Origin of the sequence: Parafilimonas sp., from assembly GCF_047606085.1 — a bacterium.
Taxonomy (GTDB): Bacteria; Bacteroidota; Bacteroidia; order Chitinophagales; family Chitinophagaceae; genus Parafilimonas.
Genome location: NZ_JASGEX010000029.1, coordinates 1 through 22,451 on the forward strand (window position 1 = coordinate 1; position 22,451 = coordinate 22,451).

14 protein-coding genes are annotated in these 22,451 nt (G+C 41.8%); 8 read left to right on the top strand and 6 right to left on the bottom strand.

Annotated features, from left to right (window positions below; translation table 11 throughout):
- The 6 genes from QM629_RS02645 to QM629_RS02670 all read left to right on the top strand — a co-directional run.
- A partial coding sequence (locus QM629_RS02645; protein ID WP_415156899.1) for a DUF2126 domain-containing protein occupies positions 1-3,039 on the top strand: 3,039 nt, incomplete at its 5' end.
- 486 nt (positions 3,040-3,525) lie between these two features.
- Entirely contained in the window at positions 3,526-4,944 is a 1,419-nt protein-coding gene (locus QM629_RS02650; protein WP_415156901.1) for a S1 family peptidase, read from the top strand.
- Positions 4,945-4,948: 4 nt separating this feature from the next.
- Positions 4,949-6,769, top strand: coding sequence for a hypothetical protein (locus QM629_RS02655; RefSeq protein WP_415156903.1), 1,821 nt, complete (start codon positions 4,949-4,951; stop codon positions 6,767-6,769).
- Between the two features lie 474 nt (positions 6,770-7,243).
- Positions 7,244-8,746 (top strand): S8 family serine peptidase, encoded by a 1,503-nt coding sequence (locus tag QM629_RS02660; protein ID WP_415156905.1) that lies wholly within the window; start codon positions 7,244-7,246, stop codon positions 8,744-8,746.
- On the top strand, positions 8,743-8,982 hold the full coding sequence (locus QM629_RS02665) for a hypothetical protein (protein ID WP_415156907.1): 240 nt from the start codon (positions 8,743-8,745) through the stop codon (positions 8,980-8,982). Before QM629_RS02660 ends, QM629_RS02665 begins: the two co-directional genes overlap by 4 nt.
- 141 nt (positions 8,983-9,123) lie before the next feature.
- Positions 9,124-12,897, top strand: a complete 3,774-nt coding sequence (locus QM629_RS02670) for an SNF2-related protein (RefSeq protein WP_415156909.1) — start codon at positions 9,124-9,126, stop codon at positions 12,895-12,897.
- Between the two features lie 75 nt (positions 12,898-12,972).
- Here QM629_RS02670 and QM629_RS02675 read toward each other — a convergent pair whose 3' ends face one another.
- Positions 12,973-14,754: a UvrD-helicase domain-containing protein gene (locus QM629_RS02675; RefSeq protein WP_415156911.1), complete on the bottom strand. Its 1,782-nt coding sequence runs from the start codon at positions 14,752-14,754 to the stop codon at positions 12,973-12,975.
- 357 nt (positions 14,755-15,111) lie between these two features.
- Here QM629_RS02675 and QM629_RS02680 point away from each other — a divergent pair, with 357 nt between their 5' ends.
- Both QM629_RS02680 and QM629_RS02685 read left to right on the top strand, forming a co-directional pair.
- The gene (locus QM629_RS02680; protein ID WP_415156913.1) at positions 15,112-15,648 is read left to right on the top strand and encodes a RidA family protein; all 537 of its coding nucleotides are present in this window, start codon (positions 15,112-15,114) and stop codon (positions 15,646-15,648) included.
- 305 nt (positions 15,649-15,953) lie between these two features.
- Complete coding sequence (locus QM629_RS02685; protein ID WP_415156915.1) at positions 15,954-17,012, top strand: dipeptidase; 1,059 nt, start codon at positions 15,954-15,956, stop codon at positions 17,010-17,012.
- A gap of 141 nt (positions 17,013-17,153) precedes the next feature.
- Here the strand turns inward: QM629_RS02685 and QM629_RS02690 are convergent, their stop codons facing one another.
- The 5 genes from QM629_RS02690 to QM629_RS02710 all read right to left on the bottom strand — a co-directional run bounded on the left by QM629_RS02690 (position 17,154) and on the right by QM629_RS02710 (position 22,379).
- On the bottom strand, positions 17,154-17,381 hold the full coding sequence (locus tag QM629_RS02690) for a response regulator transcription factor (RefSeq protein WP_415156939.1): 228 nt from the start codon (positions 17,379-17,381) through the stop codon (positions 17,154-17,156).
- A 220-nt stretch (positions 17,382-17,601) separates the two neighbouring features.
- Positions 17,602-18,045: a methylglyoxal synthase gene (locus QM629_RS02695; protein WP_415156917.1), complete on the bottom strand. Its 444-nt coding sequence runs from the start codon at positions 18,043-18,045 to the stop codon at positions 17,602-17,604.
- Positions 18,046-18,243: 198 nt separating this feature from the next.
- The gene (locus tag QM629_RS02700; protein ID WP_415156919.1) at positions 18,244-19,107 is read right to left on the bottom strand and encodes an MBL fold metallo-hydrolase; all 864 of its coding nucleotides are present in this window, start codon (positions 19,105-19,107) and stop codon (positions 18,244-18,246) included.
- A gap of 48 nt (positions 19,108-19,155) precedes the next feature.
- Positions 19,156-20,544 (bottom strand): MFS transporter, encoded by a 1,389-nt coding sequence (locus tag QM629_RS02705; RefSeq protein WP_415156921.1) that lies wholly within the window; start codon positions 20,542-20,544, stop codon positions 19,156-19,158.
- An 8-nt stretch (positions 20,545-20,552) separates the two neighbouring features.
- The gene (locus QM629_RS02710) at positions 20,553-22,379 is read right to left on the bottom strand and encodes an ABC transporter ATP-binding protein (protein WP_415156923.1); all 1,827 of its coding nucleotides are present in this window, start codon (positions 22,377-22,379) and stop codon (positions 20,553-20,555) included.
- Between the last annotated feature and the right edge of the window lie 72 nt (positions 22,380-22,451).

Consider the following 22,451-nt stretch of genomic DNA (forward strand, 5'->3'; position numbering starts at 1 on the left):
AATAAAGATATTGCCTACACCATACGCCTTGAGCCCGGTGTGCAAACACCCGAAGAAACACTGGGCAGGGCATTGGGATCCTGCCGCGACAGCGCCTGGTTACTGGTGCAAATACTAAGGCATCTCGGTTTGGCGGCACGTTTTGTTTCCGGTTATCTTGTTCAGCTTACGGCAGATATAAAATCACTCGACGGCCCTTCCGGCCCGGAAGCCGATTTCACCGACCTGCATGCCTGGACGGAAGTATATATTCCCGGTGCAGGCTGGGTGGGTCTCGATCCCACTTCCGGGTTGTTTGCCGGCGAAGGGCATATCCCGCTGGCCTGTACGCCGCATTATGTAAGCGCCGCGCCGGTGGTAGGCGCCAGCGATAAAGCTGAGGTAACATTTGAGTTCGATAACAGCGTTACGCGCATGCACGAAGACCCGCGGGTAACGAAACCTTATACCGAAGAACAATGGGCTTCTATTGAAGCGCTCGGTTATAAGATTGATGAAGACCTCGAAGCCGGCGATGTGCGCATGACCATGGGCGGCGAGCCCACTTTTGTTTCCATTGATGACATGGAATCGGCGCAATGGAATACCACAGCCGATGGCAGGGAAAAAAGAGAGCTATCGCACGACCTTATCTTTCGGTTAAGAGAAAAGTTTGGCCCCGGCGGCATGATACATTATGGCCAGGGAAAATGGTATCCCGGCGAACCATTGCCCCGCTGGCAATATGGCTTGTACTGGCGAAAAGATGGCTATCCCATCTGGAAAGAGGTAGAGCTCATCGCCCACGAAAAAGCCAAACATGCTTACACGCAGGAAGATGCAAAGAACTTCATTACAGAACTGGCAAAACATCTTGCTTTGGATGTTGAAAATATAAGCGCCGCTTATGAAGATGTGTTTTTCTTTTTATGGAGCGAAGGCAAAACGCCGGTGAATATTGACCCGCTGAAAGCCAATCTTAAAGACAGTATTGAACGCCGCACTTTAGCCCAGTTACTAAACCAGGGCCTGGATAAACCGGCCGGTTATGTACTGCCCGTTCAATGGAATTATTACAACAATAAATGGCTGAGCTGCAAATGGCTGTTCAACCGTGAGCACTTGTTTTTAATGCCCGGCAATTCGCCCATCGGCCTGCGTTTGCCGCTGGAATCGCTGCCCGTTGTTTCCAAAGCCAACGCGCCGCAGGAAGTGGAAAGGAGTTTGTTTGATGAACTGCCTGCGCTGGAAGCTTTCCACGAAACCATAACTGAACGTTACGGCATGGTGTACGACTTTGTTCCGCCGCCGAAAATGCAGTACAAAGCTGAGGTTGCTGAAGAAGAAAAAGACGATAAAAAGAATCTGAAGAAACCATCGCCCACTTTACAGAAAGAGAAAGAAGAAGAAGAAAAGGAGGAAGAGAACATCACCTTTGAAGTGCAGGCTATTAAAACGGCTTTGTGCGTGGAAGCAAGGGATGGCATTATTTATATCTTTTTGCCGCCCGTGAAATACCTGGAACATTATCTCGACATAATCGCTTCCATTGAAGCCACAGCATCCAAACTTCATATACCGGTGCGCATCGAAGGGTATGAACCGCCAAGAGATTACCGGGTTGAGCGTTTGGTTGTATCGCCCGATCCCGGCGTTATTGAAGTGAATATCCATCCCGCCAAAAGCTGGAAGGAACTTCTGCACAATACTAACACCTTATACGAGCAGGCTTATCTTTCCCGCCTCGGCACCGAAAAATTTATGCTCGACGGCCGGCATACCGGCACCGGCGGCGGCAACCACATCACCATTGGCGGCGCCACGCCTGCTGACAGCCCATTGCTGCGCCGTCCTGATTTGCTGCGCAGCCTTATCACCTACTGGCAGCACCATCCCGGTTTATCCTATTTATTCTCCGGCTCCTTCATCGGCCCCACCAGCCAGGCGCCGCGCATTGATGAAGGCCGAGACGAAAAGCTCTACGAGATGGAAATTGCATTTTCACAAGTGCCTGATCCTGATAAAGGCTATGTGCCTTTCTGGCTCGTTGACCGCATCTTCCGCCATCTTCTCACCGATATTACCGGCAACACGCACCGCTCGGAATTTTGTATTGACAAACTCTATTCTCCCGATTCGTCATCGGGACGCCTCGGCATACTCGAGTTCCGTGCTTTTGATATGCCGCCGCATAAAGAAATGAGCCTGATGCAGATGCTGTTATTACGTGCGCTCATCGCCAAATTCTGGAAACAACCCTACAACCATAAGCTCGTGCGCTGGGGCACGCAATTGCACGATAAGTTCCTGCTGCCGCATTATGTGCTGGAAGACATTACAGAAGTGGTGAGCGACCTGAACGATGCCGGCTATCCTTTTCATACCAGTTGGTTCGACGCGTATTTTGAGTTCCGTTTCCCGCGCTACGGCACCATTAAGCTGCAGGGCATTGATATGGAGATACGCATGGGCATTGAGCCCTGGCATGTGCTGGGCGAAGAGATGAGCAGCAGCGGCACCGCCCGCTTTGTGGATTCTTCTCTTGAGAAGATACAGGTAAAGCTCAGCAACTTTAACAACGAACGGTATGTGCTGCTCTGCAACGGCCACCGCGTGCCTTTAAAAGAAACGGAGGTAAAAGGCGAATATGTTTGCGGCATCCGTTACCGCGCCTGGCAGCCGCCCTCTGCGCTGCACCCCACCATTGGCGTGGATACGCCGCTGGTATTTGATATTGCCGACACCTGGAACAGCCGCAGCATTGGCGGGTGCACCTACCATGTATCGCACCCCGGCGGCCGCAGTTATGATACCTTCCCCATCAACGCATACGAAGCTGAAAGCCGCCGCATCAGCCGCTTCTGGGATCATGGCCACACGCAGGAAACCATCGAAGCCCGCCCCTGGTTCTCCGTGGTGGAACACTATATCACACAAGACCGCATACCTTTTAAAACCGATGTGCCGCCGGTGGAGGTGAACAGTGAATACCCTTGTACACTGGATATGCGGATGAAACCGAGCATGATAATTTTTTCTCACACAGGGGAATGTACATAGCGAGGTTCCCTGCCCGACTGGCCGGTCAGGCGGGCATGAGACCATTGAAAAAACAAACTTGTACGAATGAAAAGAAGGTAAAAGCCTGAGGGCTTTTTGGCATTTTATGTTACCAGCAATTGATACGTTGTGGCATCGCCTGTTGTGTCACTCACTTCGGCTGTATAATTTCATGGCGGCTGAGAAACGTTTGCAAAAAAATCTTCTTTTACTTTTTGACGTTATCGTTGATAATGCTTGCTATTGATGTGGGGTTATAACTAACTACTGTGCTAACTGAAAACATCATCCCAACTCTGATCTAATTCTTTGTAAAGACTGAATTTTTTGTTGTTTTTCTTTAATTCCTGTGTGTAAAGTACGGTGATTGAGTGGGGGTTTTTCCCATTGAATGCTGGTATGTATGCAATGTAAGTTTGATGCGTTGCTTAAATGACAATACTGAAAAAATCTTCTATTAAAAAAGAGTAACAAACATTATATACTATGGCTAATAAGAGAAAATTGATTCAGGAAAACGAAACTAAAATATCTATCCTTCAGATTATTGGTTTTGTTTTCATGATTGGCAGTATAATCTATCTAATCGCAAATCTTTTTGGGTTTAGTGTAACACCTAAAGATATTTCTGTCAATTTTTTTGTAATCATGGTAGGCTTTGCATTTGCATTTCCTTCACTTCTCGAAGGAAATGAAGGGCTTAGTACTATGCGCATTATAGTATTTATGATGACAAATGTAATATGCATGTTGTTGCTAAAAATTGGATGGGCCGAAGATATACATAATTTAAAAGCTATTGGACTTGATGAATATTGGATGGGTGTAATTGCTTTTGTATTTGGCGCAAAAGCAACACAGAGTTTTTTTGAAAATTGGAGACCACCACCATCAACTAAAGACGCTGTGCCAAATGAACCCAATTCAAATTCAATCGATGAACAATCAAACTTGCCGATGGCAAATATCAATATCATTACAGAAGCTATAAAAAACAAAGGAAAAGAATGGGTGAATTCGTTTCCAAATGTTACGGGTTTTAGTACGGGATACAAAACAGTAAACAATAAGCAAACCGATATACCCGCTCTGATTTGTAAGGTAACAAATAAAAAAAACAATTTAAATTTTGGCAGCATCCCTAATTTTTTAAATTATACCGCTCAAGATGGAAACACATATAAAATACAAACAGATGTTTTACAAGAGAATCAAACTATTGCCAATGATGCAAGGATAAAGTTTGATGAACAACCTTTTCCCTTAGGGAATAGTATTTCCAGACGAAATGATGAATCAACAGGTTCAGTTGGATTAGTGTTAAAAAAAGATGGAGATGCAAATAGTGATTACATAATAAGTTGTTATCATGTTTTTTGCGATCCTGAACTTAGAAATAGCAATAGAACTTTTCAAAATACTAATGAAAATGCAAAGCTTATATGCGCTTCGGTTGAAGATAAGGGAACGAATTACGTTGCGGATGTAATATTGGGGTATTTAACTTCTAATAGTGATTTTGCAATTGCCAAAGTAAGAGAAGGGGTTGTCTTTGAAAATCAAAATTCTAATCTCGGAATCCGCCCTAATGGTTTTGGATTTGTATTTTCTGAAAATATTGGAGAATCTCTCACACTATGTGGAAGAACATCGGGATTGCGGGAAGGGAAAATAAAAAATCATCACGCATCACAAACCATTTATTATTGTTCAAATACAGTAACCGAATATATTGATGGGTTTATTGAGGTTGACAAATTTTGCGAACCCGGTGATTCTGGCTGTGTGGTATTAAATTCAAAAAATCAAATTGTGGGGCTTGTTGTTGGTTCAAGTTTGCAATCATCTTATGTTTTACCCGTAAAAAGTTTTATTCTCACTAATAATTACTCACTAAAAATTTGATAAGATGAAAAAGTTATATTTATTTTTTATTAGCTTTTTTTTATGCATAGCCGTATTTGCACAAAACGATACCATAGCAGTTTTTGATTATAATCAATTAAATAAAAAACCATCAATACTAACAAAACAAACTCTTTCTGATAGTTTAGTAAAGCTACTGTCACTTAAAAAAGATGATATTAAGTTCCTAATTGTTATAAAAAACATACCAACTGATATTAACCTGGATTTAAATGCAACGGATTTTACTGCTGACGCCTCAATAAAAGGAGGGTATTTTAATCTTTATCAGGATTTAAAAACCAGTTATAATAATAAAGACACAAATTTGCTTTTCAAATTCAGGGTTTCTTCGCATGGATCTCCCAAAAAATTAATTGATAGCTTTAATATTGCCTGGGCAATAATTACAGCTAATGAATCAATCTCAAAATTGTCTCCTTCATTGCCATTCGTTGACTCTAATATGATCAACTCTGTAAGTAAATCCAGCAATTGCGATCTATGCTCCCAACAAAGTTTAATCCATAGCAAGAAAGACAGAAAATATTCAACCGATTATTTAATAACATTTGACGCCAGCCGCAAGCTCGATGATTATACTATTTGCAAACATATTTATAACAAGAAAAGTTCTAACGACACTGATGAAAACGGAAAAAGAATTAAATTAATTGAAAGATATAGAAAAGTGTCGCCTGCATGGTTTGCTCCTTCGGTTGGCAGCCAATTGAAGTTTCAGGTTATAAATCAGCCATTAGCGGATAAATCAAAAATTATAGTAAATGATTCAGATTTATTTATTGATAATTCATCTTTTCAATCTGTAGTAAGTAATCAGTTAGCTTTAACTTTATTGAGTGCATCCCGAAATGCTACTGCTAAATCTGATTCAAGCAAAACAAAAGGAACTTCTACAGATGAGGACATTACTAATAAACCGGAATCTGATTCAATTAAGGTGCAACGACTTCTGGCTGAATTATCAAATTACCTAAATGCCTTTAATATATCTCCTTGTAGTATTTCCGAAAATAGAAGTAATCTAATAATAATTAAGAGCAGGATACAATCCCAATTCAACTTAAGCACAGATGTTTTAGATGATCTTGTGAAAAAATTTGACACGACAAATCAAAAAGATATAGCTATCGCAGTTAAAAATATTGTTTCAGGATTAGATAGCTTAAAGCCCCTTGTTTATAGCACTCCAAGATTAGTAAACAGGGATTATATAAATATTAAAGTTGTAAATAGCAATAATGAAACTATTGCAGATGAAAATATCCGTACTTCATTTGGGCTAAAGATTGATTACAGTGCGGGAGTGTTTTTAACTGGGCTACGAGATGATAACTTTGCTTTTTTTGACACGACTGTAAGTTATAAACCTGATAGCGCCGCTGCTGCCAGGGACACATCCGGCAGTTATATCAAAAAGCAAACGGTTAATAATATGAGTGTAGGATTTGGAGTCCTTGTACATGTTTATCCGCGTATTTCAAGCAATTATAATTTTGGTATTACAACTGGGTTTATGGCTACAACCAATGTTGACTTAAACATTTTATTAGGTGGAAGTTTTATACTTCAATCTCTTTTCGGATCTAATAACAGGGTTGTGTTTAACGGTGGAATTGCATGGGGAAAAGTAAAAAGATTAAGTACGTCATATCAAAAGGGATATCACACTGAAACTGTAACTGATTTAAATCATCCCTCCTATACCTATAACAGGCCTGTATTTTATTCAACAACTGGTGACCCGACTGTACAAGTGTGGAGAACAAGCTGGTTTTTTGGGATCACTTTTAATTTTAGATAATATGAAAACCTACTTATTGCTGCTTTTAGCTCCTGTAATTGCAGAATAAAGATATGAGTATGCAGCGTTAGCAATGTCCTTGGCGTACTTGTGCTTGCCAAAAGAAACCCCGCACAAGCACCCCTTTACACACAAAGCTTTACGGCATACGCGAGTTTATGGTAGTGTATAATACATTATCAGGTGTGTAAAGAAGCCGAATGCAAATGAACCGTTGAATACATATTGAAAGGGAAAACTTGCTGGTAAAACTGTTGGCTTCATTATGCTGACAGGTCACTCCCGGTTGTTTACAGGCATAACCCGGAATTTGGAAAAAATTAATACAGGTTCAACCGCTGCTGATAAACTGGGACAACAAATGCTTTTTAACCCGGGTTACTAAATAAAAGAAGCGAACGAAAAAATGTTGCCGGGTTATCGCACCAAAAAGATAAATTTATACTTGTTTATATTTTTTCAAAACAAACAACTATGAAACAAACAACATCAGCTTCCCGCTTTATATTACTGCCGGCTTCACAGGCAGTTGCTGCGAATAATCCCAATCCTGAAATAAAAAATTTCCTGCTAAGGCTAAATAATAATGTCAGGTCATCCGGCAGAGGAGCAGTGAAACTTGGCGTAAGAAATGCACCAAAAGCAAAGGCTTCCACCATTAATCTTAAAGTGATAGACTCCATAAATGAAGATGGCGCCAAGCTTGTGGAAATGAAAGAAGATGAAATGGCTAAATTCCGGTTCTCCTACCCGGGATTGCGTATCATCCCTGAAAAATTTTATAGGAAACCGCCATTGCCTTTTGAGGAAGTTGTAAAGCTTAAAAAAAATCAGCAGCGCATTACTTTTAATATTACAATCAGGGGAAATGATGGCAATCCCTTGCCGGATGTGTATGTTGTTGCTTTTTCTGATTTTGCTAACCGCACAGGAGACGGGGGCAACACAAATTCAAATGGCAAAATAAAGCTCACACTTGCGGGCAGCAAAGTTGAAAGATTGTATGTATATCCGCCCCACAGCTATTGGGGATATTATAAGAGTAATTTTACCAATACAGAAAGCCTGGCAATAAAATTAATTTCCATTGATACAGCTTTTACAGATTCACTAAGGCATTTTTATGATACGCCGAATTGGCCGGTTATTAATACGCAGATAAGGGTAGGGGTAATAGACACCGGGGTTGGCCCGCATACTGATTTAATTGTTTCCGGCGGGGCCAATACAATAGAAGGGGAAGATGAATCTGATTTTGCTGATAATGGCGAGGGGCATGGTACGCATGTGGCCGGGATAATCGCTGCAAATGGTGGTGTAAAAGGTGTGGCAGCCGGCGCTCAAATTTATAGCTACAGGGTTTTTCCAAAAGAAGGCGATGCATCCAATTTTTACATTATGAAAGCAATTAAAAAAGCCGTGGAAGACGGGTGCGACCTTATCAATATGAGCCTGGGGGAACCTGACCTGGATGAAGGGCTGGTTAGTTCCATAAAAGATGCATACAGCAAGGGTGTTTTATGCTTTGCTGCCAATGGGAATGATGACAGGAGCCCGGTAAGTTTTCCGGCATCCTACAGCTTATGTGTTGCCGTTTCCGCTATGGGCAGAAAAGGAACTTTTCCGCGCAACACGGTGCAAAAATCTATTGTGAAAAAACCTTTTGGAAAAGATCCTAAAAACTTTATTGCCGACTTTTCCAATATTGGCCCCGAAACAGATGTAACAGCGCCGGGAGTAGGCATCATTTCTACTTTTCCTAATAATTTATATGCTATAATGGATGGTACAAGCATGGCCTGCCCGGCTGCAACAGGCCTGGCTGCAAGATTACTTTCCACCAGGCCCGATTTGCTAAACCTTCCGGGAACACAACAACGGGCTGATGAAATGCTCAAATTTTTGTCTGTGCATATTCAGTCTTTGGGATTTGATGCTACCTTTGAAGGGAAAGGCATGCTTTCATATAATCCATGAAATATATACTTAAGAAAACAGGTTCAGGCAGTGCGGAAGATACCAATGCGCTTAAAGATGCATTGAATGCAAACCATGCCGATATTATTGATGATTCAATGTTGCCTGATTTAGCAATGCTTGAGATTGACCATGAAAATGCACAGAAGCTTCAGAAACATCTGGGAGATAAATGGCAACTTTTTCCTGAAAAAAAATATAGTGTTCCGGATACCAGGAAACAAGTGAGGAAGTAATCCGTCAATCCGTTACAAGGCTTAATTACATAGCTTATTTGCGCGTAGCGCCAGGCCCCGCGTTTGCGCACCTGCAAAACAATTATTAACATCGGTAACTGCCACTGCTCAATTTCAGCGCATAATTATTTTATTTGCGGAATGGATAAGACAGAGTATTTGCTCGATTTTCTTGACAGCATGGACTGGGAAACCGGTGAAAAAGGGGAACGCCTGTATAAAAAAAAACAACAGAAAATTGCTGTTGCTGCAACGGAAGAAGACAGGATTGTTGTACAAGTGCCCAGCGAACATACCAGCGAAATATATGAGGTGGTTTTTTATTTTGATACCGGCGATGAATATGTAACCGCTGAATGCAATTGCCCGGCTTTTACAGATTTTGACGAATGCAAACACTGCGTAGCGGCAGCGCAATATTTGATTGACCATGAAGATAAACTTTCAGCACAACCTTTGCCAGCAGCAGAAATTTTACCCGGAGAAAATGAAGGGCCGGGTAAAATAATTCAGCAGTTTAAAAACATCGGCCATTACACCATCAGCAGTTTTTCGAGAAAAAATTATAGCTGGAATAATTATTTTAATGAACAGCAATGCACGCTGATAAAGATTGAAAATACCGAACATTTTTTCAGCTTTACCCCGTCTTCAAAATCGGTTTACCTTCAGCAGGTTAAATATATTGACCCTGATAAACTGGAAATGAGCTGCACCTGCGGCAAGGCGGAAAAAAATAATATTTGCCTGCATTTGTTTACAGCGCTAACCTGGTTAAGCCATAAATACGGCGACTATTATTTTAACCGGTTTAAAGATTACACCAACGAAAAGAATAAACTGCTTGAACCTTATGGTTTAACAATGACTGATGCCGAAGCCACCGGGTTTACATTTGCATTTAATTATCATGGCGAATTGATAATCGAATCTGCCCCGCCTTATTTTGTAAAAATTACAGACGATAAATCGCTCACACAATTCGCACTCGGCCTTGTGCCGCAGCAAAAAAATAATACTGTTGCCAGGCCTGCTTTGCCCGCAGGGAAATTTATAGATTTTGAGCTGGGCTACTTATTCAATTTCGCAGTAAAACAGCATATACATTTCTCGCTCCAGCCGCTTTCCATCACGCAGAAAAACAATAAAACATCAATTGAAAAAATCACCCTTTCCAAAACGGAAAACCTTGCTTACCTGAAAGCGCTCGACGATGAAACTTATCTTTCGTTTCAAAAGCTTACAGATGAAGCCCTGCAAAAACACCTCGTTAGGGAAGGCTGCACAGGCATTTCCCATTATTCGGCCTGGCAACAGCAGTTGGATGAAAGGGCCGTTGAAATATTAAGGGCGCACTATCATGGCGTGCTGAAAGAATTGTGGCCCTTCCTGCTACAGCAGCAGCATGTATATATACTGCCGGCAGATAAAAATTTCAGCACAAAAAACATAGCGCCGCTGCAATTAGGGCAATCGCATCCGGCAGTAAGTTTCAGGGTTTTGAAAGATGATAAATTTATCACGGTGCAGTTATTATTTACAGTTGAAGAAGAAAGCTTTTCCGTTGTTGCGCCGCCGGGCATAAGCCGCCTGTTCATCATTCATAACGATAAATATTACCTGCTTGAAACGTTTGCGCATGTGCAGTTGCTGAAACAGTTCCAGGCCGGCATGCTTAAATTTCCACTTGCCCGCAGGCATGATGTATTGCGCAAGCTGGTAATGCCATTGCAGCAGCATTATGTTGTTGATGTGGATGCGCAGCTTCAGTTTGAAACCCGCAAAGCCGAAGCCGTGCCGCAATTAATGGTAAGCGAATACATGAACCAGTACCTTATGCTGAGGCCACAGTTTGTGTATGATGGCAACATAACTGATTATGACGATGAGCCTGATTTAATGATAAAAAACGGCGATAGCTTTTATGTAATTGAAAGGGATAAAACAACGGAAAAAAATTTTCAGGAGCAACTGCGTTACCTGCACCCATCATTCATAAAACAAAAAGAAAATTTTTTTTATTACCTGCCTTTTGCAGATGTAATGAAAGACAACTGGTTTTTAAATGCCATCCGCCGCCTGCAGGAAGATAACATCACCGTAATAGGCATGCAGGATTTGAAAAAATTCCGCTACAGCACGGCAAAGCCTGTTTGGGAAATGAAAGCAGGCAGTGGTATTGACTGGTTCGACCTTCAGATAACCGTAAGTTTTGGCGAACAGCAGGTGCCACTGCGCGATATACAAAAAGCCATTCGCAGCAACCAGAAAATTGTTGTGCTGGGCGATGGCAGCTTTGGTGTATTGCCCGATGAATGGCTGCAGCAATTTGGTTTGCTGATGAAGATGGGTGAAGAAAATAACGGCACTTTGCGCATAAATAAAATGCATTTTAGTTTAATTGATGAGCTGCATAAACTTATTGATGAAGAAACAATTTTAAAAGAACTGGAAGATAAAAAACAAAAGCTGCATAAAATAGAAACAGTGCAGCCAAAGCCGGTAAGCAAAAGCATACAGGCCGCTTTGCGCACTTACCAGCAAACCGGTTTTAGCTGGATGCAGGTACTGGATGAATTGGGCTGGGGCGGATGCCTGGCCGATGATATGGGCCTGGGCAAAACACTGCAGGCAATTTGTTTTTTACAATTTGTAAAAGAAAAATATAATGCGCCAACAAGCCTGGTTGTTTGCCCAACCTCGCTTATATATAACTGGGAGATGGAACTGCAAAAGTTTGCGCCTTCATTAAAATATCATATTTATTATGGCAGCAACCGCAGTTTTTCAAATGAGCACTTTGAAAGCTACGACATCATTATTACAAGCTATGGCACGATGCGCAATGATATAAAAGAATTGCAGCAGCACACATTTCAATACATTATTCTTGATGAAAGCCAGCAGATAAAAAACCCTGATGCGCAGGTTACAAAGGCAGCGCAGTTATTAAGAGCAGGGAACCGCATTATCCTCAGCGGAACGCCTGTTCAAAACAATACATTTGATTTGTATGCGCAGATGCACTTTCTCAACCCGGGCTTTTTAGGCAATAAAGATTTTTTTAAAACAGAATTTGCAACGCCTATTGATAAAAACGGCAACAGTGAAACGGCTGCACAACTGCGCCGCTTAATTTATCCTTTTATGCTGCGCCGCACCAAAGAGCAGGTGGCCAAAGACCTGCCAGATAAAACAGAAGCGGTAGTGTGGTGTGAAATGGGAAAAGAACAGCGCGCCGTTTATGAAGATTATAAAAACTATTACCGCCATCAACTGCTTGAAAAAATTGAAGAGGAAGGCATACAAAAAGCTGCCATATATATACTGGAAGGATTGCTGCGGTTAAGGCAAATTTGCGATAGCCCTGTTTTGGTAAAAGACGAAGAGGTTGCCACTGCAGAAAGCATTAAACTGGAGGAACTGCTGCGTGAAGTGCTTGAAAACACCGGCAGCCACAAGCTGCTTGTTTTTAGCCAGTTTACCGAAATGCTTTCACTGGTGAAAGATGCTTTTGTGCAACATAAGATCGCCCATTTATATTTAGATGGAAGTGTGCCTGCTGCCAAGCGCAAACAACTGGTAGAGGCGTTTCAAACCGATGAAAAGGTAAAGGCGTTTCTTATTTCATTAAAAGCCGGTGGCGTTGGGCTTAACCTTACCGCTGCTGATTATGTGTATTTGATTGATCCCTGGTGGAACCCGGCGGCGGAAAACCAGGCCATTGACCGCACCCATCGCATTGGCCAGACCAAAAAAATATTTGCCTATAAAATGATTTGCAAAGACACCGTTGAAGAAAAAATTTTGCAGTTGCAGCAAAAGAAAAAAGCACTTTCCAAAGAACTGATAAGCGAAGAAAGCAGCTTTATTAAAAAGCTTACAAAAGATGATGTGGCATTTTTATTCAGTTAGAAATTTCCTGGCTGCTGATTACAAATGATCCATGCCTGCGCCTTTAAAAGCCCGGCATGGATCATTGTCATACAATCATTCAATCCCAAGCTTTTTTATTCTCGATGCAATTGCCCCTTTTGTTCGGCCAAAATGTTTTGCCAGGTCACGCATGTTCAATCCTTCCGAATACATGGTTATAAGTTCTTCGTCAAGATCTTTTGTCCAGGGGAGGTACGCATCTTTATAAGGAGCCCTTACCTTCTCAGCCGGATAGGTATTGCCCTTTAAAAACCCATTTGTGCCTTTTACAACCTGCATTTTTACGCTGTGAGGGGCAGCTGTTTTTTCTTTCTCCTGTTTTGCAGGTGTTCGCATAAGATGGATTTGCGAAGAAGCCGGAAAGTTACCAGGCATTAATGTTTCAGGAATATAAATAGCATTCCTGGTACGTGTTACTGCAACATACAACAGGTTAATTTCTTCATTTAGTTTTGCGGTGTCTGTCATGGCGCCTTTATCTTTTAGCAGCTGCTCTAATTTTTCTTCGGTAATAAAGTCGTTCACCAATTGTATGGCATCGTATTCCATTCCCTTGCAGCGGTGAACTGTGGAAAAAATCATTTCGGCATTTTCTTTATCATCGCCTTCAACATGCTTTTCTTTTATTGCTTCTATTATGGCAGGAATTTCATTGCCGTACGCTTTCACAATTTCAACCATCATTCCCAGTTGAACGTCTTCGGTTTTTTCAATATAGCTTTCCAGTTCATCTATATTTTTCATGGCTGCCATAAGCTTATCTTTTATAAGGTTATATTTTCCGTTATATAAATTCAATACATCGTAAAGCGAAGCGCCTTCATCAGCATACGTATAGGAATTAATGTTGCCTTCAAAATAAATATGTTTTACTTTTCTTTTTTCTGTAACATATTCAATTGCTTTGAGCAACAGCCCGAGGTTTGTTCTTGCAATCACCGCTTTGGTTTTTTGTTCTTTGCCCGCACCTTTGCCTGTGATACCGGTTTGCGGCTTCTCATTCAGATGTTTTTTATATTCCAGTACTTTCATGGCAAGGTTTGCAATGTCCTGGCTAAAACGGAAGCTTATTGATAAATGATATGTTTTAAAATCAGCTTTTTCAAGTGAATTAACTGCATGACGCCAGCTATAAATTTGCTGGTGCGTATCGCCCACAATTACTTTAGTTGCCTCCTGTTTTAAAAAAATATCAAGCATGGCGGCAGAGGCGTCCTGCGCTTCATCAAACAAAATATAATCGTAGTGGAGTGCTGGGTTTGAAAGCTGGAATTTTTTAAGATAAAAATCATGCGTTATTTCAATTTCCCCTTTATCCATCCTGCTTAAAAGCAAACGTGTTTGATAGGCTATATAATCATAAAACGCAGATACAAAAGCTTTTGCTTTGCTGTCAGCAATAGTTTCAAGGTAGTTAAGTTCCTGCACCCTTTGTTTATCGCTGTTGCAGTAGTAAGAAACGAATTTGTTAATGTGGTTTGCAATAATATATTCTGCATGTTTTTCACCATTACCTTTTAAATTCAGCAGTTCTGCAATTTCATTCGTTTTATAAGCCTGGCTGCGCACCCTGTATCCATTTTTGAAAACAACATGCTTATAGGCAAGTGAATGGGCTGTTTCAACTTTTACATTATGCAGTCCTTTATCAGCAAACTTTTTTGCAGCTTCCAGCCTCACCGATTTATTAAAGGCCAGGTAAAGTATTTTGCTATGCGCCGGCCTTGAAGCTGCATATTCAATAATGGTTGTTGTTTTTCCTGAACCGGCAACAGCATTTATTTTAATGTTTCCGGTTGATTGAAGGATCGCATATTGTTCCGCTGTAAGTTCCATTCTTTTGCAAAGTAACACAAAACCAACGGCGTAAACTCTGTCAGGGCTAATCAGTAAGCATAGCAGTGCGCTTACGATGGTTTAAAACGCGCCTGCATGTCATGTTACTTAACTCCATGAATTGGCAATAAAACCCCGGGCCGTAAATACAAACCCAAAGACAACAATACACTTTACCACTCAACTTTTGCAGCAATAAGCAATAATGGTCTTCAGGCACGGTGGGCCACAGGTATGCATTTTAATCTGGCGCAGCAATCAGCCCCCCAGCATTTACTTTCCTGTTTACATAAAAAACTTTTATTTTTATTCGGTCAGGCTAAAACATATTAACTGATAATAAAAATCTAAACAAGTATGGGAAAGGGAAAGCATTTCTGTAAGGCAACGCTATTGCTGCTTGCCATCATCGTTTTTAAACAGGCAACGGCACAGGACGCAGAGAGCAATGTGCAAAAGCTGCAATTAAATATTCCGGAAGCAACAAAACCTGTAGCCTCTTACGTAAATGCCGTTAGGGTTGGAAATTTATTATACCTGTCAGGCAAAGGGCCCGTAAAGCCGGATGGCAGTTTCATTACCGGGAAACTGGGCAAAGATATCAGCACCGATTCCGGTTATTACGCAGCCACCCTTACCGCCATAGCGCATCTTAGCGTGCTAAGGTCAGAATTAGGCTCGCTGAATAAAGTGAAAAGGATTGTAAAGGTTTTGGGCATGGTAAATTGTACAGATGATTTTAAAGACCAGCCTAAAGTAATTAACGGGTACAGCGATTTAATGATTGCCGTATTTGGTGAAAAAGGTAAACATGCCCGCAGCGCCATTGGCGTTAATGCACTGCCCTTTAATACCTGTGTTGAAGTGGAAACAATTGTTGAAGTGGAAGATTAACATCGCCCCGTTTATGCCACACATGCTTCAGCATACACAGTGTAAGTAGTGAACAGGTGAATAATGCAGGCGCACACGCACAAATTCACTACTCGCTTTAAATGCAACAATTCATCATCATACTCTGCAAGGTGTAAAAAAGTGATTTTGTGTTGTTCGGTTTTAGCTCCCCTCTCCTTTGAAGAACTTGTCCCGACCATTCGGAAGGGGTGAGGGGGTGAGGTCTGACAAAGAAATATTATTCACTAATTTATCCCTTGCGCACTATAACATAACAACAGTTACATTTCTTCAATTAAAAATTTATGCAAACCCGGAAACAATTTTTACGCAATTCAGTAACCATAGCAGCGGCAATGGCAGCAGGCGGCAAATCGTTTAGCAAATCATTTAGCAAACCTGTTAAAGAATTTGCTGCAGATATGTATTTTGACCTTCATGCCCATCCCGGAAGGCTGTTTGCAATTAACAGGACAGGTTTTGGCGCGCCTGTTGATGCACCGGCCATGCAGCAGGATTTCTCGGCAGGCCATTTAAACGCTGTTTTTTTTGCCCTGGTGGCCGATGCCGGCATTTTAGAAGCCACCCCTGCCGGCATTTCCATACCACGCCAATATACGCCGGGTGAAGCCTGGGCCGAATACAAAAAACAACTGGCGCAGGCAAAGGAATATCTTAAGCTGGCAAACGCTGTTCTGGCAACTACAACAGCAGCGATAGGCCCGTCAAAAACAGCAGCATTTATTGCAGTAGAAGGAGGTGATTTTTTAGAAGGATCTGCAGAAAAGCTGGATGAAGCTTATGCAGATGGCGTGCGCTCAGTACAACTGGTACATTATGCACAGAATGACCTGGGCGACCTGCAAACAGCCAGCCCGCGCTATAACGGCCTTTCGCCGTTTGGAAAAGATGTGGTAAAACGAATGAATAAAATAGGCATGCTGATAGATGTTGCCCATGCTTCATTTGCCACAACAAAGGATGTAATTTCAATTACCGACGCCCCTGTTATGCTTTCGCACAGCATCCTTGCGCTGGAGCCTGAAAGGCCAATGGCTAAAAGGGCCATTACCGTTGAGCATGCCAAACTGGTAGCAGATAATGGCGGCATTATTGGCGCCTGGCCTTCCGGTTTTAATAAAAGCCTTGATGATTATATCATTAATATATTGCGGCTGGTTGATGCAGTTGGCATTGACCATGTTGGCATCGGGACTGACATGTATGGGAACTTTAAACCTGTTGTAGCCACATTTGCTGATTTGCCGGGTGTTGCAGCCGCTTTACAGGCCAAAGGCCTGTCTGCCACAGAAACCGGTAAAATTATGGGCGGGAATGCAGTGGCGTTGGTTAAAAAGTTTTAAAACACCTGCATGCCGGATTATTACAACTGTTTATCAGCCTCCTGTCGCTACAGGGCCTTCATAGCATGGTTTTATGCACATTAGCAGGAGGCCCTTCCTGCGCACAAAGGGCTATTGTTTTTTTAAGGCAGATATAACCGGCTATTTCTTTACCCAATTATTCTTATGCGCCATATTAATAACCTCAGCTTTTGACTGCACATGCAATTTGTGATAAATATTGTCAACGTACTTTCTTACGGTAAACCTGCCAATAGAAAGATGGGCAGCAATCCGTTTGGCATCCCATCCGTTAACAGTGTATTGTAAAACTTTTTTTTCACGTGTGGTCAGGTGATCTGGCAGCGTGGATGTTTTCTGCCTGGGTATATTAACAGATGCCCGGCAATTGCAAAGTTTTTCTTGCTGTTGCCGGGCTCATAGGCGCTCCTGCATCTTCCTGTAAACAATGCCGATAATACATTGACCAAGCGCATCGTGGTTCCTGTTTGCAATAACATTTCTGCATCATATTGCCGGGCAGGTATTATTGCGTAAGCCTGTCTTATGCCACTGCCATCCGCGGAAAATTTCACAGGCATCGCTCTTTCTAATAATCAAGCAACGGCAAAGCCTTTGTATATTCTTCCGTCATATAGGGTGAACTGATGATAAAGTCTGCTGTAATAGGATTATTGGCAATAAGTATATTCCAGGTTACAGCCACACGCAGCAGCGCTTTTACATCAGGGTCGTGCGGCTGCGCCTGCAGGGGATCCCAGAAAAATATCAGCATGTCTATTTTGCCTTCCGCTATCATTGAACCTATTTGCTGGTCGCCGCCATACGGGCCGGGCAGCAACCCGGCAACCCGAAGGCCTGTTGCCTCGTGAATTTGCTTGGCCGTATGGCCGGTGCCAACCAGTTCATGTTCTTTTAATTTATCCTTGTTGGCCTTTGCCCATGCCATAAGCTCAGGCTTGGTATTATCATGTGCCACAAGGGCAATCGTTTTAATCTTTTTTAATGGTATGCCTACCGTTTTTTTTGACACTTGCTCTTATTTAAATTGATTAATTTTTATTATTGTTGTCCGACTAAATAATTTAAAATCTTGTATTTCAATGTTTGACCTCACCCCAACCCCCTCCCGAATGGTCGGGACAAGTTCTCCAAAGGAGAGGGGCCAGAACCCGCTCTGGCAAATGGTTTCAAGAGATTCGATAATTTTTATCCGGACAATAATGGATTTTTATAATGCATGCAGTTTAAAAACCACATCTTCCCGTATCCCTTTTTCTGTTTGCTTTAGCGTGCAGCATTCGTTTTTGGGATCATGCTCAAAAAACAAAATATAATCATTGTTCAAAGCTTCTGTAAGAAAAGATTTTTTCTCCTGCAGGGTTGTTAGCGGAAACATATCGTATCCCATGATATACGGCATGGGAATGTGATGCACCGAAGGCAGCAGGTCGGCCACATACACAATGGTGTTGCCTTTATACTTTATTTGCGGCAGCATCATTTGTTGTGTATGGCCATTTACAAAACGAATGCTGATGTTTTCACTGAATGTATTTTCACCAAGGGATTCTTCACTTTCATTATTTACGGTTTCAATAAATTTCAACCGGCCGCTCTCTTTTATCGGCAAAATATTTTCTTTAAGAAAGGAAGCTTTTTCCCTGTCGTTTGGATAAACGGCCCAGTTCCAGTGTTCCTGGTTGCTCCAGTAGGTTGCATTTTTAAATGCAGGAACCAATTTGCCGCCCACACGGTCAATGCTGCCGCCGCAATGGTCAAAATGCAGGTGCGTTAAAATAACATCCGTAATGTCGTCCTTGCCGAAACCCTTTTCTGACAAAGATTTTTCAAGGGTATGATCGCCATGCAGATAATAATGGCTGAAAAACTTTTCACTCTGCTTGTTGCCAATGCCGTTATCAACCAATATCAGTTTATTGCCATCTTCTATCAATAAACAACGCATGGCCCAGGTGCATAAATTATTTTCATCTGCCTGGTTTAATTTATTCCAGATCGTTTTGGGCACAACGCCAAACATAGCGCCGCCGTCAAGCTTAAACAATTCTGTTTCTATGCTGTATAACTTCATACCAATTCTGTTTTAATGCAAGATATATGCATTCACATTTATAAAGCATTACCCGCTTAAAGACTGCTGTTTTTTCAACGCCGAAAAAAGCCATATAAACCCAACAGCGAAAAACACAATCAAACTTAATACAGAGTTTTGCATATTACCGGTAAGCTCTTCAATATAGCCAAAAGCAAACATGCCGATAACGATGGCAATTTTTTCAGTGAGATCGTAATAACTGAAGAACGAAGCCGTATCTTCTGTTTCGGGCATCAGCTTTGAATAAGTGCTGCGGCTTAAAGATTGTATGCCGCCCATAACCAGGCCAACGGCTACCGAAAGCGCATAAAAAAGATATTCCGGATTGCCGCCTCTCATTTTATAGTATGCCGTAAAATAAGCCGCTATGCAAATCAGTATCCAGAATATAATTACACCCATTAACACTTTTAAATTGCCAAAAACATTCGACAAACGGCTCATGCATACAGCGCCCGGGATAGCCACCAGTTGTATGATAACAACGGTGATGATAAGCTTTGTATCTGCCAACTGCAGCAGTTTGCTTCCAAACAGGGTGGCAGCCAGCATAACTGTTTGCACGCCCATGCTGTAAAAGAAAAAGCCGCGCAGGTATCTTTTTAGCACCGGCATATTTCGCACCTCTCCATATACTTTTTTTACAGCCCGGAAACCGGTTGTAAAAGCATTGCCGTTTGCGGCCGTATCTCTTTTTGTTTCCGGCACGCGGGCAAAAGTTATTTGTGCAAAGCCGGCCCACCATATCCCTACTAATAAAAAAGTAATGCGCGGGCCAAGATAATTGGGATCATCTGCCAGCAGCACCACCAAAACAAAACCTATTAACTGCATGATTACGCTGCCCACATAGCCAAAAGAAAAACCCCTGGCGCTTACCCGGTCCTGGTCTTGCGGCAGGGCTATTTCAGGCAGGAAGGCATTGTAAAAAACAAGGCTGCCCACATACCCTGCAGCCGCCATCATAAAAGCAATGATGCCCACCCAGATGTTATCGCCACGAAAAAAATATAAAGCGCTGCAGCCAATGGCGCCCATGTAGCAGAAAAAGCGCATGAAATTTTTCTTATTGCCCCTTGTGTCTGCAATAGAGGTAAGTATGGGATACAAAAGTGCAATGATGAAATAGGCCGCCGCCAAAGTATAATCATATAAAGAGGAATTAATGAACCTTTTACCGAGCAATGGCACCTGCTCTGTGCCAAAAGCATGTTTTGTAACAGCCGTAAAATAGATGGGAAAAAAAGTGGTGGTAATAACTAAATTATAGGTGCTGTTTGCCCAGTCGTACATAGCCCAGGCATTGATGATTTTTTTGGATGCAGTTTGCATGAAGCGGTTTATGGCGATGAAAATAGAACATTTATTCAAATAGCCGCCATAGCGCTTAAAAAGCCGGAAGATGTGCTGCACTGGTTTAATCAGCCCACTGCAATCAATTGGTTCATTTGCACCAGCCTGAAATAAATGCCTTCAGCATTCATCAGTATTTCATGCGTGCCGCGTTCAGCTATTTCACCTTTTTGCAAAACAATAATTTCATCTGCATGGCGAATGGTGGATAAACGATGCGCAATTACAACCGATGTGCGGTTCTGCATCATATTATTAATAGCATCCTGCACCAGCTTTTCGCTCTCGGTATCTAATGAAGATGTGGCTTCATCCAAAATTAATATGGGCGGGTTTTTTAAAATAGCCCTTGCAATGGTTAAACGCTGCCTTTCACCGCCGCTTAATTTGCTGCCGCGGTCGCCGATATTGGTATTAAATTTTTCTTCTTTCTGCTGAATAAAATTATAGGCATTCGCAACTTTAGCTGCACTTTCAATGGCTTCCATGGAGGCATCCTGTTCTCCCAAAGCAATATTATTGGCAACAGTGTCATTAAACAAAATAGGCTCCTGCGTTACAATGCTTATCTGTTCGCGCAGGCTTTGCAGTGAATAATCTTTTATATTGATGCCATCTACCAATATCTCTCCCTCGCTCACATCGTGAAAGCGTGGAATAAGATCGGCCAATGTGCTCTTGCCGGCGCCCGAAGCGCCAACCAACGCAATGGTTTTGCCCTTTTCAATGGTAAGGTTGATGTTTTTTAAGATCGTTACATCATCATACCTGAAACTTACATTCCTGAATTCTATGGCATGCTGAAACAGTTCAATTTTTTTACCATTGGGATTATCATCCACTGTTATGGTTGCCCTTAAAACTTCTTCAATGCGCGTAATGGCGGCACTGCCTTTTTGCATATTGCTGAATGAGGTGGACAGGGTTTTTGCAGGTGTAATAATGTTATAAAACAAACCCAGATAACCCAGCAGCACAGAAGCTTCCAGTGGAATCCTGCCGCTTAAAATGCCGCTGCCGCCATACCATAAAATGATGGCAAACATCATAACGCCAAGCAGCTCGCTTACCGGCGATGCAAGGTCTCTCCTGTAACCGATATGGTTTTTTGCATGCAGCAGTTCATCATTCACCTTATAAAACCTGGAACGCAAAATACCTTCGGCATTAAACGCTTTTATTACGCGCAGGCCGCTTAATGTTTCATCCAGAATAGAAACCGATTCACCCTGTTTTATAGCGGCAAGATTTGATTTCCGCTTTAAGGAACGGCTTATTCTTCCAATAACGAAACCCATTACAGGTATTAATACGATTAAAAAAAGCGTTAGCTGCGGGCTCATAAAAAACAGGAAGCCGACGTTTAAAATAACAGTGAGCGGGTCACGTATCCATCCTTCCAAAGTGCCTACAACAGAATTTTCCACTTCCGTAACATCGTTGGTAATGCGGCTTATCACATCGCCCTTTCGTTTCTCCGTAAAATAGCCAATGGGCAATTGCAGCACTTTATCGTATAACTCAATCCTTAAATGGTTTACAATTTTATTTTTTAAAGGATTGAGTATATATGATGCCATATATAAAAACAGGTTCTTTAAAAATATGGAAACAACGATGAAGATGCAGATGAACAAAAGCGTATCAAGTTTGCCATAGTGTTCAATAGAGCCGGTAAGAATATTCCTTACAGAATTTACAACCGGGTTATTTGATTGTTTGGCAAGCTCGCCCAGCGAGGAAGTGCCGCTGTTGAATATCAGTTCCAGGAAAGGAATTAACATGCCAATGGAAACAATGGAAAAAACAATGGAAAGCACCGTGCATAAAAAATAAAGAATTATCTGCGGTATATAATTTTTGAGATAAGCAAAGACCCTTGAATATTTTTTCATTCGTGCATATTTGTTTTTCAGATGTCTCATGGAACCTCGCTATGCACATTCCCCTGTGTGAGAAAAAATTAT

Bases quoted from the DNA above. Each gene is read 5' to 3' on its own strand.
- QM629_RS02685 (WP_415156915.1), top strand. From the start codon at position 15,954: ATGCAAACCCGGAAACAATTTTTACGCAATTCAGTAACCATAGCAGCG.
- QM629_RS02650 (WP_415156901.1), top strand. From the start codon at position 3,526: ATGGCTAATAAGAGAAAATTGATTCAGGAAAACGAAACTAAAATATCT.
- QM629_RS02680 (WP_415156913.1), top strand. From the start codon at position 15,112: ATGGGAAAGGGAAAGCATTTCTGTAAGGCAACGCTATTGCTGCTTGCC.
- QM629_RS02710 (WP_415156923.1), bottom strand. From the start codon at position 22,379: ATGAAAAAATATTCAAGGGTCTTTGCTTATCTCAAAAATTATATACCG.
- QM629_RS02675 (WP_415156911.1), bottom strand. From the start codon at position 14,754: ATGGAACTTACAGCGGAACAATATGCGATCCTTCAATCAACCGGAAAC.
- QM629_RS02660 (WP_415156905.1), top strand. From the start codon at position 7,244: ATGAAACAAACAACATCAGCTTCCCGCTTTATATTACTGCCGGCTTCA.
- QM629_RS02655 (WP_415156903.1), top strand. From the start codon at position 4,949: ATGAAAAAGTTATATTTATTTTTTATTAGCTTTTTTTTATGCATAGCC.
- QM629_RS02700 (WP_415156919.1), bottom strand. From the start codon at position 19,107: ATGAAGTTATACAGCATAGAAACAGAATTGTTTAAGCTTGACGGCGGC.
- QM629_RS02665 (WP_415156907.1), top strand. From the start codon at position 8,743: ATGAAATATATACTTAAGAAAACAGGTTCAGGCAGTGCGGAAGATACC.
- QM629_RS02670 (WP_415156909.1), top strand. From the start codon at position 9,124: ATGGATAAGACAGAGTATTTGCTCGATTTTCTTGACAGCATGGACTGG.